Below are 24,564 nucleotides of genomic sequence, written 5' to 3' on the forward strand. Positions count from 1 at the left end.
CTCACAAATATTTGCTTATGTTTCCAACCCTTTCTTCGCTGATTGAATACCTTACGGGCATTAATATACCCTTACCTATACAAACCTTTGGCTTTTTTGTAGCACTTGCTTTTATAGGTGCATATTGGGTATTCTCTGAAGAATTTAAGCGTAAAGAGCGTTTAGGTTATATTCACTCTTTTGAAAAAACGATAGTTGTAGGTGCACCCGCATCCATTGGCGACCTGGTTGGCAACGGCGTATTCGGGTTTATATTAGGGTATAAGGTTGTAGATGCAGCAATGCATTATTCAATGTTAATTGCTGATCCTCAGTCGTTTCTTTTATCACTGCGTGGCAACTGGTTAGGCGGTATATTATTCGCGGCGGGTTTTTCTTACTGGGCATACTACGAAAACAAAAAACAACAGCTTCCCAAACCAGAAACCCGTAAAGTTACCGTACACCCATATGAATTAATGAGCAGTCTTTTACTGTGGGCTGCTGTATGGGGGTTTGCCGGGGCTAAACTATTTAACGGTTTAGAGAACTGGGGAGAGTTTATGGCAGACCCTGTAGGTATGCTGATAGGCTTTAGTGGCCTGACTTTTTATGGTGGTTTAATTTGCGGCGGTGCTGCCGTCTTGTATATAGCTCATAAACACGGCATTAAGCCTTTAAATATGTTGGATATTGGTGCAGCCGGTATGATGCTTGCTTATGGCCTTGGCCGCGTGGGCTGCCAGATGTCTGGAGACGGCGATTGGGGGATACCCAACCTTGCGCCAAAACCGGGATGGTTAAGCTGGGCGCCAGATTGGATGTGGTCGTTCAAATTCCCGCACAACGTTAATGAAGCCGACCCGGGTAACCTTATACCTAACTGTGTAGGTAAATTTTGCAATGAATTAAGACTTCCGGTATATCCCACATCTTTTTATGAATCAGTTATTTGTATATTATTGTTTCTGTTTTTATGGAGTATCCGGAACAAGATAAAAGCACCCGGTGTATTGTTTGGTATCTACATGATATTGAACGGTGTTGAGCGCTTTTTTATAGAATTGATAAGGGTTAATACCCGCTACAATGTAGCCGGAATACCTTTTACCCAGGCAGAAATGATATCATTAATTATGGTTATTGGCGGTATTGCTTTAATAGTTACCGGCCAAAACCGGTACAAAAAAGCCCCCGTAAAGCATGGCTAAAAAGTTTTGGTATAAAATAACCAAAAGCCACGTGGTTAGGTTCCTGCTTTCGGCAGGTGCTGGTTTCGTGGTAGATATTGCTACCTTTTACTTGCTGTATCATAACCTGTTTGAGCAAAAAACGTATGGTGTATTGTCATATACCATTCGTAATTCAACACTTTCTTTATCAATATCATTTTTTTTAGGGGTAATAGTCAATTTTACAATGACACGCTACCTGGTATTCAACAAGTCAAAACTCCCTGTATATAAGCAATTTATAAGGTTTATATCAGTTGCTGTGGTTGGTTTTTTTGCCAATTTAATTGTACTGAAAATGATGATCCAGCAATTAAACGTGTATCCGCCGCTCGCCCGGATCTTTACCGCATTAAGCTTATTTGTTGCAAGCTATTTTATACATAAGTTCTTCTCTTTCAGCTTATCACTAAGACAACACCAGCATGAAATTAAGCCAGATCATAACCCAGGTAATTGATGTTTCAAAGGAAGCAGGCCAGTTTATCCGCCAGGAAAGAAAAACATTTGACCCCGGTAGGATAGAGTACAAAGGACTGAACGACCTGGTATCATACGTTGATAAAACTGCCGAAGAAAAAATTGTTGCAGGTCTCGAACTCATACTGCCCGAAGCTGGTTTTATAACCGAGGAAAAAACCCGTAACAAGTTGGGCGACAGGTATAACTGGATCATAGACCCGTTGGATGGAACTACAAATTTTATACATGGCCTGCCAACTTTTTCGGTAAGTATTGCCCTGCAAGAGTATGATGAGCTGGTTTTAGGTGTGGTTTATGAAGTAAACCAGGACGAGTGTTTTTACGCGCATCAGGATGCACCCGCATACCTGAACGGTACAGAAATAAAGGTAAGCAACCTGCCAACAATTGCCGATAGCCTGATAGCTACCGGTTTCCCTTATTATGACTTTGCCAAGCAACACACTTATATTGAGCTATTTACAGAGCTGATGCGCAACTGCCACGGCCTGCGCAGGTTAGGTTCGGCAGCGGTTGATTTGGCTTACACGGCCTGCGGACGGTTTGAAGCTTTTTATGAATACAACCTGAATGCCTGGGATATTGCCGCCGGAATTGTAATAGTGAAACAAGCCGGAGGAGAAGTGGTAAATTTTAAAGGCGGCCCTGAAACAATAAATACCCGGGAGCTTTTGGCAACAAATGGTAAAATAACCGCAGAGATGCTGCAGTATATTCAGAAGTATTTTGTCTGAAATACCTCTAAAAATCTCTAATTATCTCTAAAAATCTCTAAAAATTTACCGGAATACACGGGTAATTATTATCTATCACTAAAAAACGCCATTCAATAAAAAAGCATCAACTGCCTGGCAATTGATGCTTCAAAAATTTAATTTTTTTAATAAGATTATAACGCTTCAGATACCACTTCGGTAACTTCGGGTACCATGCGTTTTAAAAGATTTTCGATACCGGCTTTTAGTGTTACAGTTGATGACGGGCAACCACTGCATGAACCGCGAAGCTCAACGGTAACCACACCTGCATCAAACGAACGGTAGCTGATAGCACCGCCATCCTGCTCAACCGCCGGGCGAACATAGTCGTTCAAGATCTGTTGTATTTTTATCTCGATATCGGTACCTTCAAAATCAACATCTGTAGCCTGCTCTACTGTCTGAACCTTTAATTCAGATTCAACAGCACCTTTTACAAACTCTTTCAGTATCGGTTCAATGTCTCCCCATTCGCTGCCTTCGGTTTTGGTAACCGTAACAAAGTTGCTGGCGAAAAAAACACCGTTAACAAATGAAAATTTATATAATTCTTTTGCAAAAGGAGAGGCCTCGGCACTTTCCCTTGTTGCATAATCCACGCTACCGTTAATCAACAACTTGTTTACAATAAACTTCATTGTTGCCGGGTTGGGGGTAGATTCTGTATATACGCTGATATTCATGGCTGTACTATTTAATAGATTAACAAATGTAATCAGGTTTTTGATTGTTAGTGCCTGTTGTTTTTAGTTTTACTTCACACTGACAGAGGGATGAAGATATGCAGATGTGCAAATTTCAGATGTGCAGATGAAAAAACGTTATAAGTAATATTGTAAATTTCAGATGTGCAGATGAAAACCTTGCAAGTCATCTGCACATCTGCATATCTATAATCTGCACATCTACCTATATCCCCGTATAATTCTGCGGCGTAATCGCTTTCAACTCTCCTTTTACCGAATCATTTATTAATAACGTATCTACAAACTCCGCTATTGTTTGGGCGTTCACCTGTGTATTGGTACGTGTAAGCTCCTTTAATGCTTCGTATGGGTTTGGATAGCCCTCACGGCGAAGTATGGTTTGGATAGCTTCTGCAACTACGGCCCAGTTGGCTTCAAGGCTGGCGTTTATGGCCGTTTCGTTCAGCAATAACTTGTTTAATCCTTTTATGGTTGATTTAAAGGCGATAAGCGTATGAGCAACCGGCACGCCAATATTACGCAACACGGTAGAATCTGTCAGATCGCGCTGCAGGCGGGAGATAGGCAATTTAGCCGCTAAATGCTCAAATAAGGCATTGGCTATTCCCAAATTACCTTCGCTATTCTCAAAATCAATCGGGTTAACTTTATGCGGCATGGCCGATGAGCCCACTTCGCCGGCTTTAATTTTTTGCTTAAAAAAGTTCATGGAGATATACGCCCACATATCCCTGTCCAGGTCTATCAAAATATTGTTTATCCTTTTTAAAGCATCGCACTGGGCGGCAAAATTATCATAATGCTCTATCTGGGTGGTGAACTGCGAACGGCTCAATCCCAAAATTTCATTAATGAAATGATTACCAAACGCTTTCCAATCGGTATCCGGGTAGGCCACATGGTGGGCATTGAAGTTCCCGGTCGCTCCGCCAAACTTGGCAGAATAAGGTACGGCTGTTAGCAGGTTTAACTGATTTTGCAACCGCTCAACAAATACATTTATCTCTTTACCCAGGCGTGTTGGCGATGCCGGTTGCCCGTGGGTATGTGCCAGCATAGGTATCGCATCCCAATCGGCAGCGTATTTTTTTAACAGCTCAACCAACTCTGTAAACGCAGGGAGGTAAACCTCGTCAATAGCTAATTTAAAGGAGTAGGGTATAGCCGTGTTGTTTATATCCTGCGAGGTTAAACCAAAGTGGATAAACTCCTTGTACTCTTCCAAGCCCAGTTCATCAAACTTTTTCTTGATAAAATATTCAACCGCTTTTACATCATGGTTGGTTATTTTTTCTATGTCTTTTATAGCGGATGCATCCTGTTCAGAAAAATTTTGAAAAATAGCCCGTAACTTATGTGTTACATCTGCGTCAAAATTACGTAACTGCTTTAAGGGATGCTCAGTCAAAGCTATGAAGTATTCAATTTCAATGTATACCCGGTATTTGATCAGGGCGAATTCTGAAAAATAAGCAGATAGTTCTTTGGTAGTATTACGGTAACGACCGTCGATTGGTGATATAGCGGTAAGGGAATTTAATTCCATGTAATCATTTTTTGCAAAGATAGTCATTTGTAAAAAAAAACATGCAGCCGCTCGGCTCCAGCCGAGTGGCAACTATTACAAGGCCTCCGGCCGCCACTTAATATCGTCGCTTGCCTGATCCGGCGGCGGGACGCCGCTGAATAATCGTCACTCGGCTGGAGCCGAGCGACAGCGAAGGGGCAGCGAAGGGGCAGCATGGCGATTTAACTCACCCGGTCATTGCTTCGCTCGACCACCCTCTCTACGCTGTGCGTAAAGAGGGATATAAAAAATGAGTTCCCAACCATCTTTCCGCCGTAGGCGAAGAGAGGGCCGCGCACGAAGTGCCGCGGAATGAGTTAATAGCTTTTATTACAGCTATTTATCAATCAAAAGTAATTTTCAATGGAAACTTTGAAATCTAAAAACGTTTCCATAGTTTTGACCCATAATGTCAAACGGTCAAATAGATAGAGTAATTGAAGGTGCCGGTGAGCTGTTTTTGCAAGCGGGTATCAAAAGTGTAACCATGGATGATATAGCCAAACACCTGGGTATGTCAAAAAAAACCATCTATCACTTTTTTAGCGATAAAAATGAATTGGTGATGGCGCTTATCAATAAGCGAATTAACGAAGATGAGACACGGATATTGGATATTATACAAAGTTCGGCAGATGTTATAGAGGAGATGATCAATATGATGAAATGTTCTGAAGAGATCTTTTCAAGGATAAACCCCATTGTTATTCATGACCTTCAAAAATATCATCCGGATGGATGGGAGATATTCTTAAAATTTAAAAGCGATTTTTTAGTGACAAAATTAGAAGAGCTTTTAATAAAGGGCATTGATCAGGGTTTTATCCGCCCGGAACTGGATGTAAAGATCTTGGCTAAAATGCGGGTTAACCAGGTAGAAATGGGGTTTAATCAAAGCATTTTTCCGATAGCGCAGTTTAGCACATGGAAAGTCCAGTATCAATTACTTGAGCATTTCAATTATGGGATTTGTACTATAAAAGGGCATAAATTATTAAATCAATATAAAAATATAAACAACAATTAATTCCTGCTGACATACGGCTGTCAATCAAAAGGATTTTTTTGTAAGATAATTAACACACAGTACACAACAATAATAACCTATCATATATCAATGAAACAAATATTCACATTATTGATTTGCATAACAGCCGGCCTTAAAGGGTTCTCGCAGGCACAACCTGCAAATCAAACCTACAACTTTAGTATAACCGATTGTATAAATTATGCCTTTGAACATAAGGATTCAGTTTTAAATGCCAACCTTGATGTTAAAAGCGCTGATTATAGGGTTAAAGAAATAATTGGTCAGGGCCTTCCGCAAATTGACGGTACCGCCTCTTTTCAGGATTATTTGAAAATACCTACCACTTTATTACCAGGTGAGTTTTTTGGCGCACCCGCAGGTACTTTTATACCTGTTAAGTTTGGTGTTAAATACCAATCTAACTTAGGTGTAAATGCAACCCAGTTACTTTTTGACCCAAGCTATATAGTTGGTTTACAAGGGCGAAAAACCTACAAGGAACTATATAACCGTGCCTACACCCGTTCAAAAATTGAGGCATCAGTAAATGTTACTAAAGCTTATTACCAGGTTTTGGTAAGTAACGAACAGATAAAATTACTGGATGCCAATATTGCACAGTTAAAACAACAGGTAGACCAAACAACCGCCCAAAACAAACAAGGCTTTGTTGAAAAGATAGATGTTGACCGTATAACCGTTCAATACAATAACCTGATTACCAACCGCGAAAACACGCTTAGGCTGCTGGCGCTTAATTACCAGTTGCTAAAATTCCAGATAGGGATGCCAATTGAGTATAACCTTACTTTAAAGGATGGCCTTGATAATGTAAAACTGGATGATAATGTGGCTGAAACGGTTACCGATACAACGTTTTACAAAAAAAGGATTGAGTTTGGTTTATTGGAAACCAACCTTCAGTTAAGCCGGTTTGATCTGAAACGGATAAAGGGCCAGTTTTTGCCTACGCTTAAGGCAAATGCAAGCTATGCATCATCTTATCAGAATAACAGCTTTGGCAATTTGTTTAGTACCAGCTTTCCATCAAGCTATATCGGGCTTACTTTAAACGTGCCCATTTTTAGCGGCTTTCAACGTTCAAACAGGGTAAAACAATCACAGATAGCTGTGCAAAAGAGCATCAATAACTTAAACAGTTTAAAAAATGCTTTAAGCCTGCAGGCCAGCCAGGCAAAAGTGGTTTACTTTAATGGTATACAATCATTAAACAATCAAAAACGCAACCAGGAGCTGGCAAGGGAAGTGCTAAGGGTATCAAAAATTAAATACCAGCAGGGGGTAGGCTCAAGCATTGAGGTTACACAGGCACAAACGGCACTTGAAAGCGCTGATAACGAATATATACAAAGCCTGTACGATGCTTTAGTAAGCAAAGTAGATTTGGATAAAGCATACGGAAGAATTCAATAATAAACACACAAACCACTATCATATACAACATGAAAAAATTATTATACATACCGGTACTATTACTTTTGGCAGCGTGCTCAAGTAAACCGAAAGATAAAAAAGCCGAGCTTGCCGCTTTGCAAAAACAGCAGCAGGAAATAAACGCCAAAGTAATTAAACTACAGGCCGAACTAGGCACTAATGATTCTGCAAAAATTGCAGATGTTGCCACAATGGAAGTTAAAACCGGTTCGTTTACTAATTATGTACAAATACAAGGTAAAATTGATGCGCAGGATAACATTACTGCTTATCCGCAATCGCCGGGTACTATTACAGCAATATATGTAAAGCCCGGCCAGCATGTATCACAAGGCCAGGTTTTGGTACAGTTAGATAATAACGTTATGTTGCAAAACATAGCACAGACCGAAGCACAGGTTAGTTTAAACCAAACTTTGTATCAGCGCCAGAAAAACCTTTGGGATCAAAAAATTGGCACCGAGGTACAGTATTTGCAGGCACAAACTAACTTACAATCAAGTAAAAAAGCATTAGCCAGTTTACGCCAGCAGGCAAATTTATATCGTATTACATCCCCTATAAGTGGCACTATTGATCAAATGGACCTTAAACTGGGCCAGGTTGCACAGCCGGGCACTACAGGTATCCGTATTGTTAATGCTGATGTTTTAAAGGTTAAGGCTGATGTTCCTGAATCATATGCAGGCAGTGTAGGTACAGGCAACACGGTACAAATTTTAGTGCCTGATGCTAAAGATTCTTTAACTACTAAAGTAACTTTCGCAGCTAAAGCCATTGACCCTACATCACGCAGTTTCGCGGTAGAAATTAAATTACCTGTACGCAAAACGCTTCGCCCTAACATGACAGCTATCATCAAAATAGCCGACTACTCAAAAAGCAACGCAATGGTAGTGCCTGTAAAGGCGGTTCAGAAATCAGAAGACGGCGATTACGTATTTGTGAACGAAAATGGAACAGCCAAGCGTAAAGCCGTTAAAATTGGCATTACTTATGGTGGCAAATCTGAGGTGTTATCTGGTTTAAAAGTTGGCGAACAGCTAATTACTGAAGGTGCTGAAGATATTGAGGATGGCGACAAAGTAAAGGTTTTACAGTCTGCTAATTAATTAACAATCTGATCTATTACATATGAAAGATCTCAAAAAAGAATTTGGACCCTCAAGTTGGGCCATTGACAATAAAACCGCTATTTACGTGCTCATATTTATGATCACCGTATTAGGGTTAGTTAGCTATAATAACCTGCCGAAAGAAAACTTTCCGGATATAGAGATCCCCAAAATATTTGTAACAACAACATTTTTGGGACAATCTCCTCAAAATGTGGAGAACCTGGTTACCAGGCAGCTGGAGAAAAAATTGAAATCTCTTAAGGGCCTTAAAAAGGTTACATCCAACTCGGTGCAGAACGTGTCTATTATTACGGCAGAATTCCAGGCCAACGTAAAGATAAAGGATGCAAAGATAGATGTGCAGGATGCGGTTGATAAAGCCAAGCAGGATCTGCCCCAAAATGATGATAATTTTAAAGAGCCCGTTGTATCAGACGTTAACATTTCCGATCTGCCAATTCTTTACATCAACATTTCTGGCGATTATGACCTGAAGCGCTTAAAAGAGTATGCCGATGTTTTGAAAGATGAAATTGAAAGCTACAAAGAGATCTCGAAAGTAGATGAGGTTGGGGCCTTAACGCCGGAGATACAGATCAATGTGGACATGAATAAAATGGCAGCGGCACAAATAAGCTTTGCTGATATTACACAGGCTGTTGGTAACGAAAACATTTTATCATCTGCCGGTACAATCAAAACCGATGGCGTTCGCCGGAGTATTGATATTAAAAAGGATTTTAAAAATGCCGATGAGGTAGCCGCAATGGTTATCAGGAACCCCAAGGGCCAGGCAGTTTACTTGCGCGACATTGCCGAAATTAAAGATTCGTTTTTAGAGCAGGAGAGCTATGCCCGTTTAAAAACGCCCGAAAATGCAAAGTTCAAAAATGTAATTACGCTTAACGTAAGTAAAAGGGCCGGCGAGAACCTTATTCAGGCATCAGACAAGATAAACGCGCTGATCAAGGCAAAACAGAAAACCGATTTCCCTAAAGGATTAGATATTACTGTAACCGGTGATCAGTCTGACAAGACCCGTACCACCCTTAATGATCTGATCAATACCATTGTTATTGGCTTTATACTGGTAACCGTTATCCTGATGTTTTTTATGGGTACTACCAATGCCATATTTGTGGCCTTATCGGTACCGTTATCCTGCTTTATAGCATTTATGGTAATGCCGTGGATAGGGTTTACCTTAAACATGATCGTATTGTTCTCCTTCCTGCTTGCTTTAGGTATTGTGGTAGATGATGCCATTGTGGTAATTGAGAACACACACCGTATTTTTGATAACGGCCGTGTACCAATTAAAGAAGCCGCTAAAATTGCAGCGGGCGAGGTGTTCTTACCTGTATTTTCAGGTACCATGACCACACTTGCACCATTTATACCATTAGCTTTCTGGAATAGTATAATAGGCGAGTTTATGTTCTTTTTACCTATAACGCTTATTATTACCTTATTGGCATCGTTAGTTGTGGCCTATATTATGAACCCGGTATTCGCGGTTGATTTTATGAAACCACACCATAAAGGTGAACATGATAATCCAAAGTTTGATAAACCAACCAGACGCGCTATGATCTACCTGACTATAGCAGCAGTTGTTGGTTACCTGATAAATATTGGTATAGGTAATTTTGTGGTTTTAATTATGGTATTATACCTGCTTAACCACTTCTTCCTGTTAAAAGTGATAGGCAGGTTCCAGAACAACGCCTGGCCAAAATTCCAGCAATGGTATGCTAAATGGCTTGAAAAGGCTGTACAAAGGCCGCTTACCATGCTATTCGGCACGTTTGGATTATTTATCCTGTCAATTGTGCTGTTGGTAACAATAGGTAAAACCCCCGAGTTTTTCCCATCAGGCGACCCTAACTTTGCCTATGTATATATTACCCTGCCAATAGGTACAGACCAGGCTAAAACCAACGACATAACCAAACAAATAGAACAACGTGTAGCTAAAGTAGTGGATCCTGATAAAGATATTGTATCGTCCATTATATCAAACGTTACTAAAGGTGTTACAGACCCGCAGGATGAAGACCAGGGCGATTACCAGAACAAAGGTAAAGTAACCGTTGCTTTTGTTGAGTTTGGCAAAAGGGGTGGTAAGGATACCAAAGCGGTTTTAAGTAATATCCGTAAAGCGGTACAAGGCTTACCGGGTGTTAAAATTGCTGTGGCACAAGAGGCTGGCGGCCCACCGGTACAAAAAGATATCAGTATTGAAATAATTGGCGATAACATAGATTCGCTTGTAAAAACAGGCAGTCGCTTAAAAACTTACCTTGATAAGCAAAACATTGCCGGTATTGAAAACCTGGTGGCCGATGTGCAGAGCGATAAACCCGATATTGTTTTTGACATTGACAGGGAGCGTGCCAACAGGGAAGGTATAAGCAGCGGGCAAATAACCGATAACCTTAATACAGCTATTTTTGGTAGAAAAGCAGCCGATTTCAGAAATACGAAAGAGGACGATTACCAGATAAAAGTGAGGGCTATGGAAGCGCAGCGCGGTAATATTGATGAGTTGCGCAACTTAAAAATAACCTATCGCGATTTGGCTACCGGTGGTGCTATACGCCAGGTGCCTATATCTGCCTTTACCGATATCAGGTACACCAATACTTTCAGTAATATTAAGCGTAAGCAACAACGCAGGGTGCTAACATTGGGCTCAAGTGTTATAAAACCGTTTAACCCCAACGAGGTAAACGCTAATATCTTAAGGGCCATAGGTAACTTTAAAAAAGACGAGAATATCAGCATCAGGCAGGGTGGTGGCCAGGAAGACCAGCTGGAAGCTGTAAACTTCCTGGGTGGCGCAATGGCAACCTCATTTGGTTTGATATTAATTATCCTGATGATACAGTTCAACTCGGTAGGTAAAACGTTTATTATTATCAGCGAGATCTTCTTAAGTATCATTGGCGTGTTCCTGGGTGTAAGCATTTTTGGGATGACCATGTCCATAGTAATGACGGGGATAGGTATTATAGCACTGGCGGGGGTAGTGGTACGTAACGGTATCTTGCTGGTAGAGTTTACCGACATGCTGATAGAGCAGGGTGTAAACCTGCATGATGCAGTTGTTGAGGCCGGCCATACCCGTATGACACCGGTACTTTTAACAGCCACAGCCGCAATATTAGGGTTGATACCATTAGCAGTAGGCTTTAACATTGATTTTGCCGGCCTGTTCACCCACGGCGATCCGCATATTCACTTTGGTGGTGATAACGTAGCCTTCTGGGGCCCGTTAGCGTGGACAATGATCTTTGGATTAGGCTTCGCTACTATTATTACCCTGATACTGGTACCATGTATGTATATCATCCGTGTTAATATGAAAAACTTTTTCTTCGGTAAAAAAGAAAAAGCAAAAGAGCCGGAAGAATTAGAAGTTGCTGAAGCATAAACTTAAACTTATAAAAACCAAGGGCCGCGTAGTTAAACTATGCGGCCCTTTTTGCTTATGGTGTGGTTGTCGCCCGGCTGGAGTCCACAAGTGTCCGGAAGATTTGCATTTATGCCAAAACTCCTTCCCTGGGGAAGGGTGCGGCTGCTTGTGAAGTGGCGGGTAGGGGTTATTTACGCCAATACCTATCTCATAAACCCCTCCCTGCACCCTCCCAACGGGAGAGAATCGCACATATTCACCGCTTTTTCATCTTCCGAACACCTATAGGCTGGAGTCGGGCGGCCGTTATTATGCGGCGGCGCTAAGTGTCATGGTGAGCCTGTCGAACCATTAGCGGGCTATCCCACGCGCGTCCTTCGACAAGCTCAGGAGTACCTTGATTTTCGCCATCGTAATATATTATTTAGAGTCGGCCCGGCTGCTTCCTAATTACCATTTGAATTTCATCTTTTTATGTCGATTTTACATTTAAACTGGAAATTTGATAGATTTGTTAAAAAGGTCAGGAATTTTAACATTTTAAATTTTTATCAGATAGATGAGTGCAGGTATTGATCAGCAGGATATAAAGCGAGAGAAAATTTTAGAGGCATCACACCAGCGTTTTTTGCATTATGGTTACTCCAAAACAACCATGAATGAAATTGCCGGTGACCTTTCCATGTCAAAGGCCCTGCTATACTATTATTTTCCGGATAAAAGTGAGCTTTATATAGCCGTTATGCGCAAATTAGCTAATGATTACCTGAAGCTGTTTGAAGATAAATTCAATAACATTACCGACCTGTATGACGCATTCCTGTTCCAGGTGAATACGCACCATAATTTCATTGTAACCAACTACAACTTCTTTGATTTTTTCAGGATAAATGAGCAAAACCTGCCTGATACCATCTGGGGCATCATTACCCAGATCCGTGAGGCCGAAACCAAACTATTAATAAGCGCTATAAATTCCGAAGCCGAAAAAGGCCATATCCGTCCGGTTGAAAACCCGGCAGATATTGTTGAGGTTTTTTTGGATGCCTTACACGGTATAAAGGTTGGTTCGATGCCTCAAAAGAAAGCGAATTTCCCGCGTAAAGAACATTTAGACGAGATCCACAATAAGCGCCTGCTGCTGATAGATATATTTGTTAAAGGGCTAAAATAGGCTTAGCTTATTGCAGAGAGGTATAGATCTCTATATTGCCAACCAGTATTTTATGAATAGGGCAGGCATCAGCAATAGTTATTAACCTTTTTCTTTGTTCATCATTTATTTCGCCGGTAAAACTCAGCTTGCTATCAATATGAACACCTTTTTCTGTTGTGCTAAGTTCAAGGTTGATACCTATCTCATCTATCAGCCACATTTTACGGTTTATGTACATTCTTAAAGTAATAACTGTACAACTTGCCAGGCTGGCCAGCAATAAACCGTAAGGCGACATGCCAGTATCCATCCCGCCTTCTTCTAAAGGTTCATCTCCAATTAAGGTATGATTGCCGCTTTTTACAATAGTTTGATACTGTATGCGGCCAATTTTAGCGTCGGCAGTGGCTATCAGATCTTTATTTATTTCCATGAAATGGATGTTATGGAATTGGTTAGTCCTGGTCAAGGTTAAGCATGGTCCAGTTCTTACCACTTTCGGCATGCCCGCCATTATATTTTAAGGTGATGGTGAAATTAGTTTTTGCCCTTTCGCCGGTACCATCTTTGGCGGTGTAAAATGATTTGATAACATAAACCGAGTCTGACTTTTTAGCGAACTTATATTCACTATCAGAAAATTCCACGTTTGATGATAATACCGTTGGTGCTATATATTCTTTTGCCACAGTATAAGCGGCATCACTATCAGGCAATCCGTTAAAGGGGTTCATGGAGCCCGACACGGCAAATTTGGTTAATAAAACAACAAATGCGATCCCAAAAAAGGCCAATAGCCAAATAGCCTTAACCGCCGATTTTTTCTTTACCTTCTTATCTTCTAAGTAATTATGTTCCATTTATAAATTTAAAGCACTAAAATTAGTAAAAATCGTAACATCTGCGTGCTCCTATAAATTTATGTTCAATATTAGTGCGCGATGGGAGCGTAGTTTCATAGCCAATGCTCCCTTCTGTTGTGCCGCTGCTATTGGTATAGTTTAAACCACCTGCGGGTACGTCATGGCTAACCCCAAAACGAACCTTTTCTCCACCTTCTTTATTAATAAACAAATCAAATATTAATGATACCACAAATGAACTTGGGCCGGCGGGGCCACCGCTGCGATACCAAAGCCCGGCATTAATGCTGCGGCGCTTATACTGCATCCCCATACTAACAGATTGTGATTTAGATTGCCTGTAAACCACTACCGAGGGTATTACATATGGTTTATCCTCATCATCAAGGTTATCATCCCAGGTTAAATTTATACGATAACTGGCATGGAGCGTTCCCCTTATGGGCAACTTTGATGGCGTACCTGTAAACGATTCATTGGGCCGGTTAAGGTGCTGAGCGGCCCCGCCTAAATTAAAATTGCCGGCCGTTAGGTTAATCCCCGCGCCGGAGTCAAAATAAAACTTGTTATTATACAATGGTGGCTCGGCGGCCGATACCGAACCCGGGATGTATCCAAGGCGCGGGTCTATCTGGTCGCTAAATACAAGTTTGCCGTAATCAATTGAGCGGTTGGTAACCCCGGCCTGTAAGCCAAAAGAGAGTACAAAAGCATCAGACCCCACACTGTAAGAGTAAGTGCCCGATATATTGTTCTTATTCAGATAAGCTGTTCCTTCTGCACTGCGGGTAAACAATAAGCCCAATCCTCCGCCAAACTGTGGTACATTATAATCTATAGACCCTGATATATAATTAAGGCTGCCCGGTACTGATGTGTATTGGTTGCGGTAAATGAGGTTCATGCGTAAATCGCCCTGGAACTGTCCGGTTAAGGCCGGGTTTAAATAAATAGGCGAATTAAAGAACTGAGAATACATATGATCCTGTGCCGATAAATGAAACCAGCTTAGCATCGTACAAAAAAACAAACCTAAAAATTTGGAACAACCTTTCATCACTTATCTTATTAAATGTATTACCCCGCTGCGCTTTGGTAAAGAGTTATTGTATGACATTCCTTTCCACTCCGTACCGTTTATAAATGTTGCCGATGCCTGCCATATATATACGCCCTGTGGTGCGGGCGCGCCTTTATAAGTACCGTCCCAGCTATCAACCGGTTCGCCTTTGCTATCCAGTTTGTTTGTTTGCCATACCAACTGCCCCCAGTTATTAAATACCTGTAAGTTCCATTTTAAAATACCCGATCCTTTTGTGGTGAATGTTCTTAACTCGTTGCTTAAACCATTGGGTGTAAACGCATTTGGCAAGTATAACTGGCCGGGTACGCCTTTAACCTGTACTTTATGTGTTATGGTGCTATCACAACCCATAGTATTGATCACTTTTAGGGTAACCTTGTATGATCCGGTATCTGCGTAGGTGTGCTCCGGGTTTTGGCTGGTTGATGATGAGCCGTCGCCAAACGTCCACTGCCATGATACCAGATTGTCGGCTGTTTGATCTACAAACGCGAAGTGGTAATTAGGTATAGTAGTAACCGTATCAGGCTTGGCGGTAAAGCGTACATTTGGCGGGCTGTTAATAAAGATCAGATCATTTTTTACAATGGTATTTGTGCAGCCGGTTGCCAAATTTGTAACCGTAAGTTTAACCGTGTACGGCGAATTTTCGTAACTATACACATGCGCCGATGGGGTATAAGCGGTTTCATGCCTGCCATCGCCAAAATCCCAATCATAAATAAGTGATGCCGGTGGGGTATTGCCGTCTTTTTGTGTGAAATTTGCAAACTGCACTTTAATACTTCTGCAACCGGTGGTTACATCAGCTTCAAAATCAGGCAGGGGTGCCGGATATACATCAACCTTAAGTTTGGGTGTAGATTCAAGCGTACTACAGTAGTCTGCACCTGTAAGGCTTACATAGTAAGTGCCGGGAGTAGTAAATACGTAAGGGAAATCAGACTTACCGGCAGATACGGTCTCTATAAGCTTGTTAGCAGCATCATAAATGTTATAACTGAAAGTATCACCACCCGATGAATTATTAACAAACGTTACATTGAGCGGTGCACACCCTTTGTTAATGTTATTCTTAATAAACATTTGAGGCGCAAAATTAGCCGGAGAGATGGTAATTGGTATTTCAATGCTTTTTGTTTTTGTACCACAAAGGTCGGTGGTCACCATATATAAAATATATGTCCTTGTAACGGTTGTGGTAATAGCATTAAATGCCACAGACTCTTTTTCAACCCTGGCAATATGTTGCACCAAAGTACTGCCCCTGTATAAATAAAAATCATAGTGCGAGTTATTACCCGGCGATACATTTTGCACGTTTAAAACAAATGCACCGCAGCCATTTAAATTATCGGGTAAAATAGCAGATACCGGTGCCGCGGGACTAACCTTAACAACAGTAGTAACAGCCGGCCTTGGCACACAATTATTTACAATGTTTAATGATACGGTGTAAACGGCTTCTTTACCGTCGGGCCGCGGCAGAAAGGTATGCTGCGGGTTAACTTCGGCTGATTGCGGCGAACCATCACCAAAATCCCAAACAAAACTTGTTCCTGTAATAACGGATGATTTATTAGTAAATGTCACTAACTGAGGGCCGCAACCTGCTACCTTATTGGCCGTAAAGCTGGCCGTTACATCATTATTATCGGTAACAACTATCTCGTCGCTGCTATCGGTACATGGGGGCAACCCTTTAATAGTCCACCTGAACCGGTAAATATTGCCGCTGGTCATTCCGGTTACCTGGGTTTGAGGGCTTGTTGGGTTAACTATTGTAACTGCCGGCCCACCGGTTTGTGTCCATGTACCCGCAAAAGGAGCGGGGTTATTGCCCGATAAAAGCACAGTTCCTGTATTACAAAGCACAACATCGGCACCGGCAACTGCTGTAACAGCCGGTGGGTTTACTGTAATAGTAACTGCGGTTGATGTTTTTATGCTGCAAACTGAGTTTTGTACAACCGCCCTGTATTGCGTAGTTTCTGTTATGTTTAAATAATTTAATGTACTGGTGCTATTGGTTATAGGCAGCCATATAGTGCCGTTATCTGTAGAGGATTCCCATCGCAAAACATTACCAACCTGGCCCGTAAGTGTAACCGCCCCCCCGTTAATGCCTGAACACACCGTAGCCGTACCTGTCAATGTACCACCAATGGTTTCGGCGGCATTGGTAATTGTTACCACGTTGCTGCTTGGCGGGCAAGTAGGTGAGGCTGTTATAGCCCATTTAAGCTGGTAAATATTGCCGGGCAGCAAACCGCTCACAACCGCGTTTGGTTTGGTATCATCAGAAAAAGTAACACCCGCCTGGCCAGATACAAGCGTCCATTTACCTGTCCCCGGGGTGGGGTTGTTACCCTGAAGCGTGTATACAGGGCTATTGCAAATTTGCACATCTGCACCTGGTACGGATGTTACCGGCGCCGGTTGTACAGTTACTGTGGCAGTTATAGGCGCTACGGCACAGGTTCCGTTTAGTGGGGTAATAGTATAAGTTACGGTACCTATAGCTGTTCCGTTATTAGTTAACAGGTCCTGAATGTTTACATTCCCGGTAGGCACCGCCTGATTGGTATTACCTATAATTCCGGCAGATGCGGTGCTCGTCCATGTATATGTGGCGCCTACAATATTTGATGTAAGTGTGATACCGGTGGGCTGGTTGCTGCATATTAGCGGGTTTGCCACTGCAGCACTGCTTCGCGGCAATGGTTTAACAGTAATTTTTAATGCAAACGGGTTGCCGGTACAGCCGTTTGTTACAGGTGTAATTGTGTAAGTAACAACGGCATCGGCAGTTGTGTTGTTGCTTATTACATTGTTAATGGTATTACCACTGCCCGTCGTGCTAAAACCAGTAGCCGTGCCTGATGTGAGTGCGGCCGTCCATGTAAAGGTTGTTGCCGCATTGGCAGATGTAATGTTATATGTAAAACTCTCACCGGTACAAACAGACCGGGCAGCCCGGCTTGTAATATTATCTTTCCGGGTTATGGCTATAACAACATTATCGTCAATACTGTTACATGGGGCGGCAAGGGCGGTGGTAACCCTTAATGTTAATAATGCCTGCCCGGCGGCTATCTCTGCAGCAGATGGTATATAAGTGGCATTAAGTGTAGTTCTGTTAGGGATAAAGGTGCCTGTACCACCAACCCATTGCTGACTTGTAGATGCGCCGGAAATTGTACCGGCTAATGTTGCCTGCCCGCCCTCGCATATTATCTGATCTATTCCTGCAGAAACAACAGAAGAGGGCTGAAAAGTGAGCAGCTGCGAATCCTCAGCGGTACCACAATTGTTGGTGTGCACTACTTTTACCGTGTAAGCAGCATAATCATTAAATCTTATTTGAGGGAAACGGCTGTTAGCATTGGTTCCGCCGGCAAAGATAAAATCACCGCCGGTAACCGTCCAAACGTAAGTAGTTGGCAGTTGCTGTTGTGTATTGGCTAATATTGAACGCGTAACGCCCGGATTGGTATCAAAAGTAAATGTTTGGCCGCTGCCGCATACCAAGGCATCGGGCGATAAGCTGGCAATAGGAGTTGTATTAACTACAACTGTTTGCGGGGCTGATGTTATAGTGCCGCAACTGGGTGCAAGTATGTTCAATCTTACCTCATAGATCCCCGGCGTATTAAAAACAAACTGTGGGTTACTTGAGCTTGAATTGGTACCGCCGGCATAACCAACCGTGGCAGGCCCGGTAACGGCCCATTCGTAAGGGATAACAGCGCAGGAAGAAGGATTAACAGATGTATTTGCCGGTGCTAATGTTGATCCTGCACATATAGTTGTAGATGGTAAAGTAAACGCCGCCGTAGGTGGGTCTTGCACACAAACGGTTTTTTCTAAATCATTTGCAGCGCATAAACCATTGCTGTTTTGCAAATGTAAGGTTACAAGGTGCGTGCCTGTTGTGAGAAAAGTATATACAAAGGGTTTTGAAATGTCATAGTCTGTAACTACAGGGTTGCCATCAACTAACCAGGTGTATCTGCCATTAATGTTTTCACAATCTAAACTTGTGCTGTTAGGATCCTGCCCCGGTACTGAAAGGTTGTTTATAGTAACAGGTGTACCAACACACGCGGACGCGTCAACATCAAACTTATTTTGAGGTGGTGCAAGTACTTTAGCATAACCGGTTACCTGCGTTACCACCTTACCGCAAAACGGACTAACGGGCTGCAGATCTACCTGGAAAACGTTTGGCTGCCCGTTCACCAAATTACCGCAGGACGATTTTGTATAGGGGTGGCTTATTTTACCGCCTCCGGTTATTATATCACACAGTGTATATGTACTTTTTGGGCCGCCATCTCCCCAGTTAACCTCATAGGTCATGCCGGGGAAATTATTTTGGATGCCATTTGGTGATGAAATATCAACGTTATAGGTAAGGCTGTTGGCCCCGCTTAAACAAACCGTGGTGCTGCCGCTGGCACCAAAGCTGTTATTAATAACATTGTTCATTAACAGGTATGATTTGGTACCTATAATACCTGCATTATCAGCGCTTACAGTTACGGTATAATTGGCTGCATTAGCTGCAAAGTTTTTGTTTAATGCAAACGTACCTTCATCGGCCTGGGTTAACTCGTTATAAAAATTGGCTGTAGCCGCCACAGGCACCGCGTTTGCTGTTGATTTATTTATAAAGGGATATGATTGGCCGCTACTCCCCAAACATTCACCAAAAACATCAGGATAAGTGACACTATTAACAGATGCGGATGTAGTAGCGGCTACAGTACCGGGTAAGGGGCTAATTGTAAAAACAGCTGATTCGGCAATTGGTGTAGTGATGGGGCTTGTTGTTTCAACCCTTACTTTATAGAGCACACCGGCAGGGGTACCCGCGGGGATCACACCGTTTACAAAGCTCGCGTAAAAACCGGTGTACGTTCCAATTAATGTTTTTGCAGTGAAATTGCCGGTTGGGTCTGAAAGGTAAAGCCTGAATTGATTGGTGCTGCTAAAGCATCCGGTAATACGGAAAGGTACGCTTATGGTTGAGCCTTGCCCATAAATGCCGTTAATAAAACCCCTTAACACAACGGTTTGTGAAAAGGCTGCATTTATTGTAAGCAGATAAAAAAGCAGTACGGAAAATAAGCTTTTAGTAAATATTTTATCCATTCAATCCCTTCAGTAGAAAATATCTGTGTAGAAAACAGATCTTAAAATAATAGTAAACACAAATCGGACGCTATCGTTAACTTTGAACTAATAAGTCCATTTTTACGAAAGAAAGCTGATTCTTGTTACAACTATTTGGAGTTGGAATGAAAAAAATTACGTTAATGATAATTATCCAAAGAAAAGATAAGATATAAATATGGCAGTAATTACACCTGCCAGATCAGCTATTAAGCCGGCTGGTATTGCATACCTCGATTTTTTAATACCTACCGATCCAAAATAAAGCGCTACTATATAAAAGGTTGTATCTGCAGAACCGTTAAATACCGATGCCAGTCGCCCGGCAAAACTATCCGGGCCAAAGGTTTGCATGGTGCTTATCATCATCGCTTTTGACCCTGAACCGCTTAAGGGTTTCATATAGGCCACGGGCATGGCATCAACAAAACGGGTATCTAAATTAAGGCTGGTCACTACAAATTTTAGTCCGCCGTTTATATAATCAAGCGCCCCGCAATTACGGAAAACACTTATTGCAACCAGCATGGCCACCAGATAAGGAATTATCTTTACCGATACTTCAAAACCCGCCTTGGCGCCGTCAATAAAGCTCTCAAACACATTTACTTTTTTGCGGATAGCCCCTAAAATAAATATGGTGGGTATGGCAAACAGCAGCAAATTACTGGCAACTTTTGATACCACTGTTATTTGCTCCTTATCTAAATAAGCTGTAAAATACCATATCAGGAAAACTATAAAAGCGGTTAAACCGCCAAGCCAGCTCACAATAACCCTGTCAAACAGGTTTATTTTTTGTTTAATGGCCACGGCTATCATCCCTACAACGGTTGCCACATAGGTTGCTATAATACAGGGGATTAAAACATCTGCCGGGTCTTTGGCGTGTAATATAAAACGTTGTGCAATAATGGTTACCGGCAGCAGCTGCAAGCCGGAGGTATGCAGCACCAAAAACATGATCTGCGCGTTTGAAGCAGTTTCTTTATTGGGGTTAAGCTCCTGCAAGCTGCCCATAGCTTTTAAACCCAGGGGGGTGGCGGCGTTATCTAAACCTAACAGGTTGGCCGAAAAGTTCATCATCATTTGCCCGGTTGCAGGGTGATCTTTTGGTACCTCCGGAAATAACCGGCCCAAAAACGGGCCAACAATGCGCGACAAAAAATTCATTGCGCCGGCTTTTTCGCCAATGTTCAATATCCCAAGCCATAAAACCATATTACCGGCCAGGGGCAGGGCAATATCCATTACGGATGATTTTGATGAATCAAACATGCCATCAACCAGCAACTTAAAAGCATCTACATCCCCTAAAAAAACAAGTTTGACAAGTGCAATTACAAAAGCGATCAAGAAAAAGGCTATCCAGATGTAGTTAAGGGCCATATGATACGGTTAAAGCTTTGAAGTTAATTTTTTTTGAATAATTTACATCAATTAAGATTTTTTATATTCAATTGCATGACTAAACAGCCCCAAAATGATTGATATAGCACTGAAAATAAATGATGAGGTTAACAGCTTTCTAAATAATACATCGCCTAATATTAACTGGGGCAACCTTCCTGAAAATGGCAAATGGAGCAACAAAGAGATTATTGGCCACCTTATTGACAGCGCCCATATAAACCTGCAGCGTTTTATACGTTGTACTTATGAAGATGGTTTTAAGCTGATATATCACCAGGATGAATGGGTAAAAGCACAACACTATAAGGATGCTGATGTTGCCGAACTGCTGCTACTTTGGAAACTGGTTAACCGCCAAATAGCACGCGTATTAACTAATTACCCTGATGACCGGATGAGCGCCACCTGTAATAATAGCCGTGAAGGGGTTACATTATATGCCGTTGAATTTTTAGCGAATGATTATTTAGCACACATGCAGCATCATTTAAACCAGTTAAAATCATGATAACTACATCGGGATATTCGGGGACACCGCTTGCTAAAAAGCTGGGGATAAAGCCGGGGTTTTATATCAGGCTGATAAATGCGCCAGAACATTATTTAAGCTTATTTACAGATATGCCGGCTGATGTATGTTTTATTGATAAGCCCGGTGGCACGCTAAACTTAATCCACTTTTTTACAAAGAGCTATGATGAACTATCTGAAATATTGCCGGTTCTGAAAGAGCAAATAACACAAAATGGTATTATATGGATCTCGTGGCCCAAAAAAGCATCAAAGATGGTAACGGATGTTACAGAAGACAGGATCAGGGACTTTGCGCTTAAAACAGGATTAGTTGATGTTAAAGTTTGCGCTGTTGACGAAACATGGTCGGGCTTAAAACTGGTGATCCGTTTAAAAGACCGTAAGCCGGTTTAATTGTGCGCCCTAATGCTTTTGCCTAACATTACCTGCATGGTATAAGTGCGCCTTAATGGGTTATAACCCAATGGCCAGGTTTATACTCTGAGGTTGGTTTTTTGCTTAATACGCAAATAAATTCGTCCATTTTTTGAAAACTATTCTCTTTAATTACTAATTTTGATCATAGGCCTTATAGCCCAACCAATTATTCCTTTAATTAAATATCATGAGAAAGATCTTACAGCCAGAGGATCAAAACCCATTAACATCTATCGAAGAATGGGAAGATGATCTGTTAGTTCGTTATCCTGATGCTGAAACAATAGCCGCCGGGCGTGATACAGCAGCATATCGTAACTATGAAGAAACACTTAAGGATACGGTTAGAGAATTTTACCGTTTACAGCATATTAATCAAACCTATGATTTTGTTCTGCAGAAAAAGGAACAATATTTAAAGTTTGATAAAAAGGAAATGTCTGTATGGGATGCGTTTGATTTTTTAAATCAATTAGTAGATGATTCCGATCCTGATACCGACCTGGATCAGTTTCAGCATTTACTGCAAACCTCGGAAGCTATTCGTGCCGATGGCCGCCCCGACTGGATGGTGCTTACCGGCCTGTTCCATGATCTGGGAAAAGTACTGTGCCTGTTTGGTGAGCCGCAATGGGCAGTGGTAGGGGATAGCTATCCTGTAGGGTGCTCTTTCTCGGACAAAATTGTGTTCTCTGAATATTTTGCAGGCAATGTAGATCATCATGACCCGCGTTACAATACCAAGTATGGCGTTTACGAACCCAATTGCGGTTTAGATAATGTGCACATGACCTGGGGACATGACGAGTATATTTACCATATGATGAAGCCATATCTTCCCGAAGAAGCGCTTTATATGCTGCGTTATCATTCTTTTTACCCGCAGCACCGGGAAAATGCTTACAGCCATTTAATGACACCAGATGATCATCGTTTGTTTAAAGCGGTGGCGCTGTTTAACCCATATGACCTTTATTCAAAAAGCCCCGAAGTACCAAACTGGACTAAACTGCGGCCATATTATGAGGATCTGGTGGCAAAATACTTGCCTTCTACACTCAAGTTTTAAGGGTAAAAGGGTTCGTTTTTTGGTTTAATTGTATGCCGTAATGCTTTTGTCTGATACTACCTGCATGGTATAAGTGCGCCTTAATGGGTTATAGGGGGTAGTATCATTCACCATAATATAAATGCTGCCCAGGTCTTTCACAGCAAAGGTTTGCACTTCGGGAGTGCTGGTTTGGTTATTTATGTATTGCGATATAGAGTTGTATATCAAATTATACTGTTCAGGCTCATTGGTTTCAATCTCAATATACATCCGCCTGCCATCATTACGCAAGTTAAAGTTCGCGTAGGTTCCGCCTTCTATTTTTAAGCCATACCTGCGGGTTTTTTTATTGACATTCTTATCTATCAATGAATATCCTTTGGCTGCAAAAAAGGTATCGGCTTTATTAATATTGTTACGCAAAAGGTACCCCAGATCATCATATGATATCAGCTTACTCTGGCCAAAGCATACGGTAACTGATAAAAAAAGGATAGCAGACAAGAGTGTTCTTTTCATGATAAAGGAATAATTTAACCCGGTGGCTTTGATCTTAACAAACGAGTTACCGAATTTGAATAAAATTATATGCAATTCATCAAAACAACAGAAATATTACCTGAATGAATAGGTGTATGGCTTCAGTATCATTATTTAAGGATAAACCCCGTCGGGGTTAAAGCTTTGTAGAAAAATAATCAGGTAACCATACCGTGCCATCGGTACGGTACCACGCCAGGTTGCGTACCGATGGCACGCTAAAATGTTTAAATATGATCTTTCTACAAAGCTTTAGCACCTAACGGCGCTATTTATAAAAAGCCCGGCTCATTTATGTCTTTATCCGTTGGCTGAAGCCAACGGCAATGAAGATTTGAAAGAACCAGTTCAGTGTTTCATTGCCGTCTCATTTATGGGACGGATAAATAGGGATACAAGTGGCTTTAGCCAAAATTTTCGCCATTGTTGATGACAACACCAACAAGGCGCAAAAAATATTACCTGAATGAATAGGCATATGGGGCAGGTAGAATGTCAATCTTGTCTAATCATTTATATCAATAAAGCTTATTCTTATTAATATTTACCTCAAAAACATAACTTAGCGAAATTATTATAAC

19 protein-coding genes are annotated in these 24,564 nt (G+C 41.6%); 11 read left to right on the top strand and 8 right to left on the bottom strand.

Features of this window, described 5'->3' with window-relative positions:
* Positions 1–17 precede the first annotated feature (17 nt).
* From WC743_RS13155 to WC743_RS13165, 3 genes are read left to right on the top strand one after another with little or no spacing between them, the layout of a single operon-like run.
* The gene (locus WC743_RS13155; RefSeq protein ID WP_373012468.1) at positions 18–1,190 is read left to right on the top strand and encodes a prolipoprotein diacylglyceryl transferase; all 1,173 of its coding nucleotides are present in this window, start codon (positions 18–20) and stop codon (positions 1,188–1,190) included.
* Positions 1,183–1,671, top strand: coding sequence for a GtrA family protein (locus tag WC743_RS13160; RefSeq protein WP_373012469.1), 489 nt, complete (start codon positions 1,183–1,185; stop codon positions 1,669–1,671). The genes WC743_RS13155 and WC743_RS13160 overlap by 8 nt, the downstream gene beginning before the upstream one ends.
* Positions 1,637–2,428 (top strand): inositol monophosphatase, encoded by a 792-nt coding sequence (locus tag WC743_RS13165; protein WP_373012470.1) that lies wholly within the window; start codon positions 1,637–1,639, stop codon positions 2,426–2,428. Before WC743_RS13160 ends, WC743_RS13165 begins: the two co-directional genes overlap by 35 nt.
* Before the next feature lie 155 nt (positions 2,429–2,583).
* On the opposite strand, the gene WC743_RS13170 is transcribed toward WC743_RS13165, so the two are convergent.
* Positions 2,584–3,135, bottom strand: coding sequence for a NifU family protein (locus tag WC743_RS13170; protein ID WP_373012471.1), 552 nt, complete (start codon positions 3,133–3,135; stop codon positions 2,584–2,586).
* 226 nt (positions 3,136–3,361) lie between these two features.
* Entirely contained in the window at positions 3,362–4,705 is a 1,344-nt protein-coding gene (purB, locus tag WC743_RS13175) for an adenylosuccinate lyase (protein ID WP_373012489.1), read from the bottom strand.
* A gap of 430 nt (positions 4,706–5,135) precedes the next feature.
* Between purB and WC743_RS13180 the strand changes: the two genes are divergently transcribed.
* The 5 genes from WC743_RS13180 (at position 5,136) to WC743_RS13200 (ending at position 12,921) form a co-directional block, all read left to right on the top strand.
* Positions 5,136–5,753: a TetR/AcrR family transcriptional regulator gene (locus WC743_RS13180; RefSeq protein WP_373012472.1), complete on the top strand. Its 618-nt coding sequence runs from the start codon at positions 5,136–5,138 to the stop codon at positions 5,751–5,753.
* A gap of 90 nt (positions 5,754–5,843) precedes the next feature.
* Complete coding sequence (locus tag WC743_RS13185; protein ID WP_373012473.1) at positions 5,844–7,190, top strand: TolC family protein; 1,347 nt, start codon at positions 5,844–5,846, stop codon at positions 7,188–7,190.
* A gap of 29 nt (positions 7,191–7,219) precedes the next feature.
* Positions 7,220–8,323, top strand: coding sequence for an efflux RND transporter periplasmic adaptor subunit (locus WC743_RS13190; protein WP_373012474.1), 1,104 nt, complete (start codon positions 7,220–7,222; stop codon positions 8,321–8,323).
* A 22-nt stretch (positions 8,324–8,345) separates the two neighbouring features.
* The gene (locus WC743_RS13195; protein WP_373012475.1) at positions 8,346–11,765 is read left to right on the top strand and encodes an efflux RND transporter permease subunit; all 3,420 of its coding nucleotides are present in this window, start codon (positions 8,346–8,348) and stop codon (positions 11,763–11,765) included.
* A gap of 541 nt (positions 11,766–12,306) precedes the next feature.
* Complete coding sequence (locus WC743_RS13200; RefSeq protein WP_373012476.1) at positions 12,307–12,921, top strand: TetR/AcrR family transcriptional regulator; 615 nt, start codon at positions 12,307–12,309, stop codon at positions 12,919–12,921.
* Positions 12,922–12,928: 7 nt separating this feature from the next.
* Here the strand turns inward: WC743_RS13200 and WC743_RS13205 are convergent, their stop codons facing one another.
* The 5 genes from WC743_RS13205 to WC743_RS13225 form a co-directional block, all read right to left on the bottom strand.
* The gene (locus WC743_RS13205; RefSeq protein WP_373012477.1) at positions 12,929–13,336 is read right to left on the bottom strand and encodes an OsmC family protein; all 408 of its coding nucleotides are present in this window, start codon (positions 13,334–13,336) and stop codon (positions 12,929–12,931) included.
* Positions 13,337–13,358: 22 nt separating this feature from the next.
* Positions 13,359–13,763, bottom strand: a complete 405-nt coding sequence (locus WC743_RS13210) for a hypothetical protein (RefSeq protein ID WP_373012478.1) — start codon at positions 13,761–13,763, stop codon at positions 13,359–13,361.
* Between the two features lie 22 nt (positions 13,764–13,785).
* A complete protein-coding gene (locus tag WC743_RS13215; RefSeq protein ID WP_373012479.1) occupies positions 13,786–14,823 on the bottom strand; it encodes a PorP/SprF family type IX secretion system membrane protein in 1,038 nt (345 codons plus the stop codon).
* Between the two features lie 3 nt (positions 14,824–14,826).
* Positions 14,827–20,007: a PKD domain-containing protein gene (locus WC743_RS13220; protein WP_373012480.1), complete on the bottom strand. Its 5,181-nt coding sequence runs from the start codon at positions 20,005–20,007 to the stop codon at positions 14,827–14,829.
* 171 nt (positions 20,008–20,178) lie between these two features.
* A complete protein-coding gene (locus WC743_RS13225; RefSeq protein ID WP_373012481.1) occupies positions 20,179–21,417 on the bottom strand; it encodes a nucleoside recognition domain-containing protein in 1,239 nt (412 codons plus the stop codon).
* Between the two features lie 94 nt (positions 21,418–21,511).
* Between WC743_RS13225 and WC743_RS13230 the strand changes: the two genes are divergently transcribed.
* The 3 genes from WC743_RS13230 to WC743_RS13240 all read left to right on the top strand — a co-directional run bounded on the left by WC743_RS13230 (position 21,512) and on the right by WC743_RS13240 (position 23,461).
* Positions 21,512–21,949: a DinB family protein gene (locus WC743_RS13230; RefSeq protein ID WP_373012482.1), complete on the top strand. Its 438-nt coding sequence runs from the start codon at positions 21,512–21,514 to the stop codon at positions 21,947–21,949.
* Positions 21,946–22,368, top strand: a complete 423-nt coding sequence (locus WC743_RS13235) for a DUF3052 family protein (protein WP_373012483.1) — start codon at positions 21,946–21,948, stop codon at positions 22,366–22,368. The genes WC743_RS13230 and WC743_RS13235 overlap by 4 nt, the downstream gene beginning before the upstream one ends.
* Positions 22,369–22,579: 211 nt before the next feature.
* Positions 22,580–23,461, top strand: a complete 882-nt coding sequence (locus tag WC743_RS13240) for an inositol oxygenase family protein (protein WP_373012484.1) — start codon at positions 22,580–22,582, stop codon at positions 23,459–23,461.
* Positions 23,462–23,485: 24 nt separating this feature from the next.
* Here the strand turns inward: WC743_RS13240 and WC743_RS13245 are convergent, their stop codons facing one another.
* Positions 23,486–23,962, bottom strand: a complete 477-nt coding sequence (locus WC743_RS13245; protein WP_373012485.1) for a hypothetical protein — start codon at positions 23,960–23,962, stop codon at positions 23,486–23,488.
* Between the last annotated feature and the right edge of the window lie 602 nt (positions 23,963–24,564).

The sequence above is a fragment of the Mucilaginibacter sp. genome (assembly GCF_041660805.1).
Classification (GTDB): Bacteria; Bacteroidota; Bacteroidia; order Sphingobacteriales; family Sphingobacteriaceae; genus Mucilaginibacter.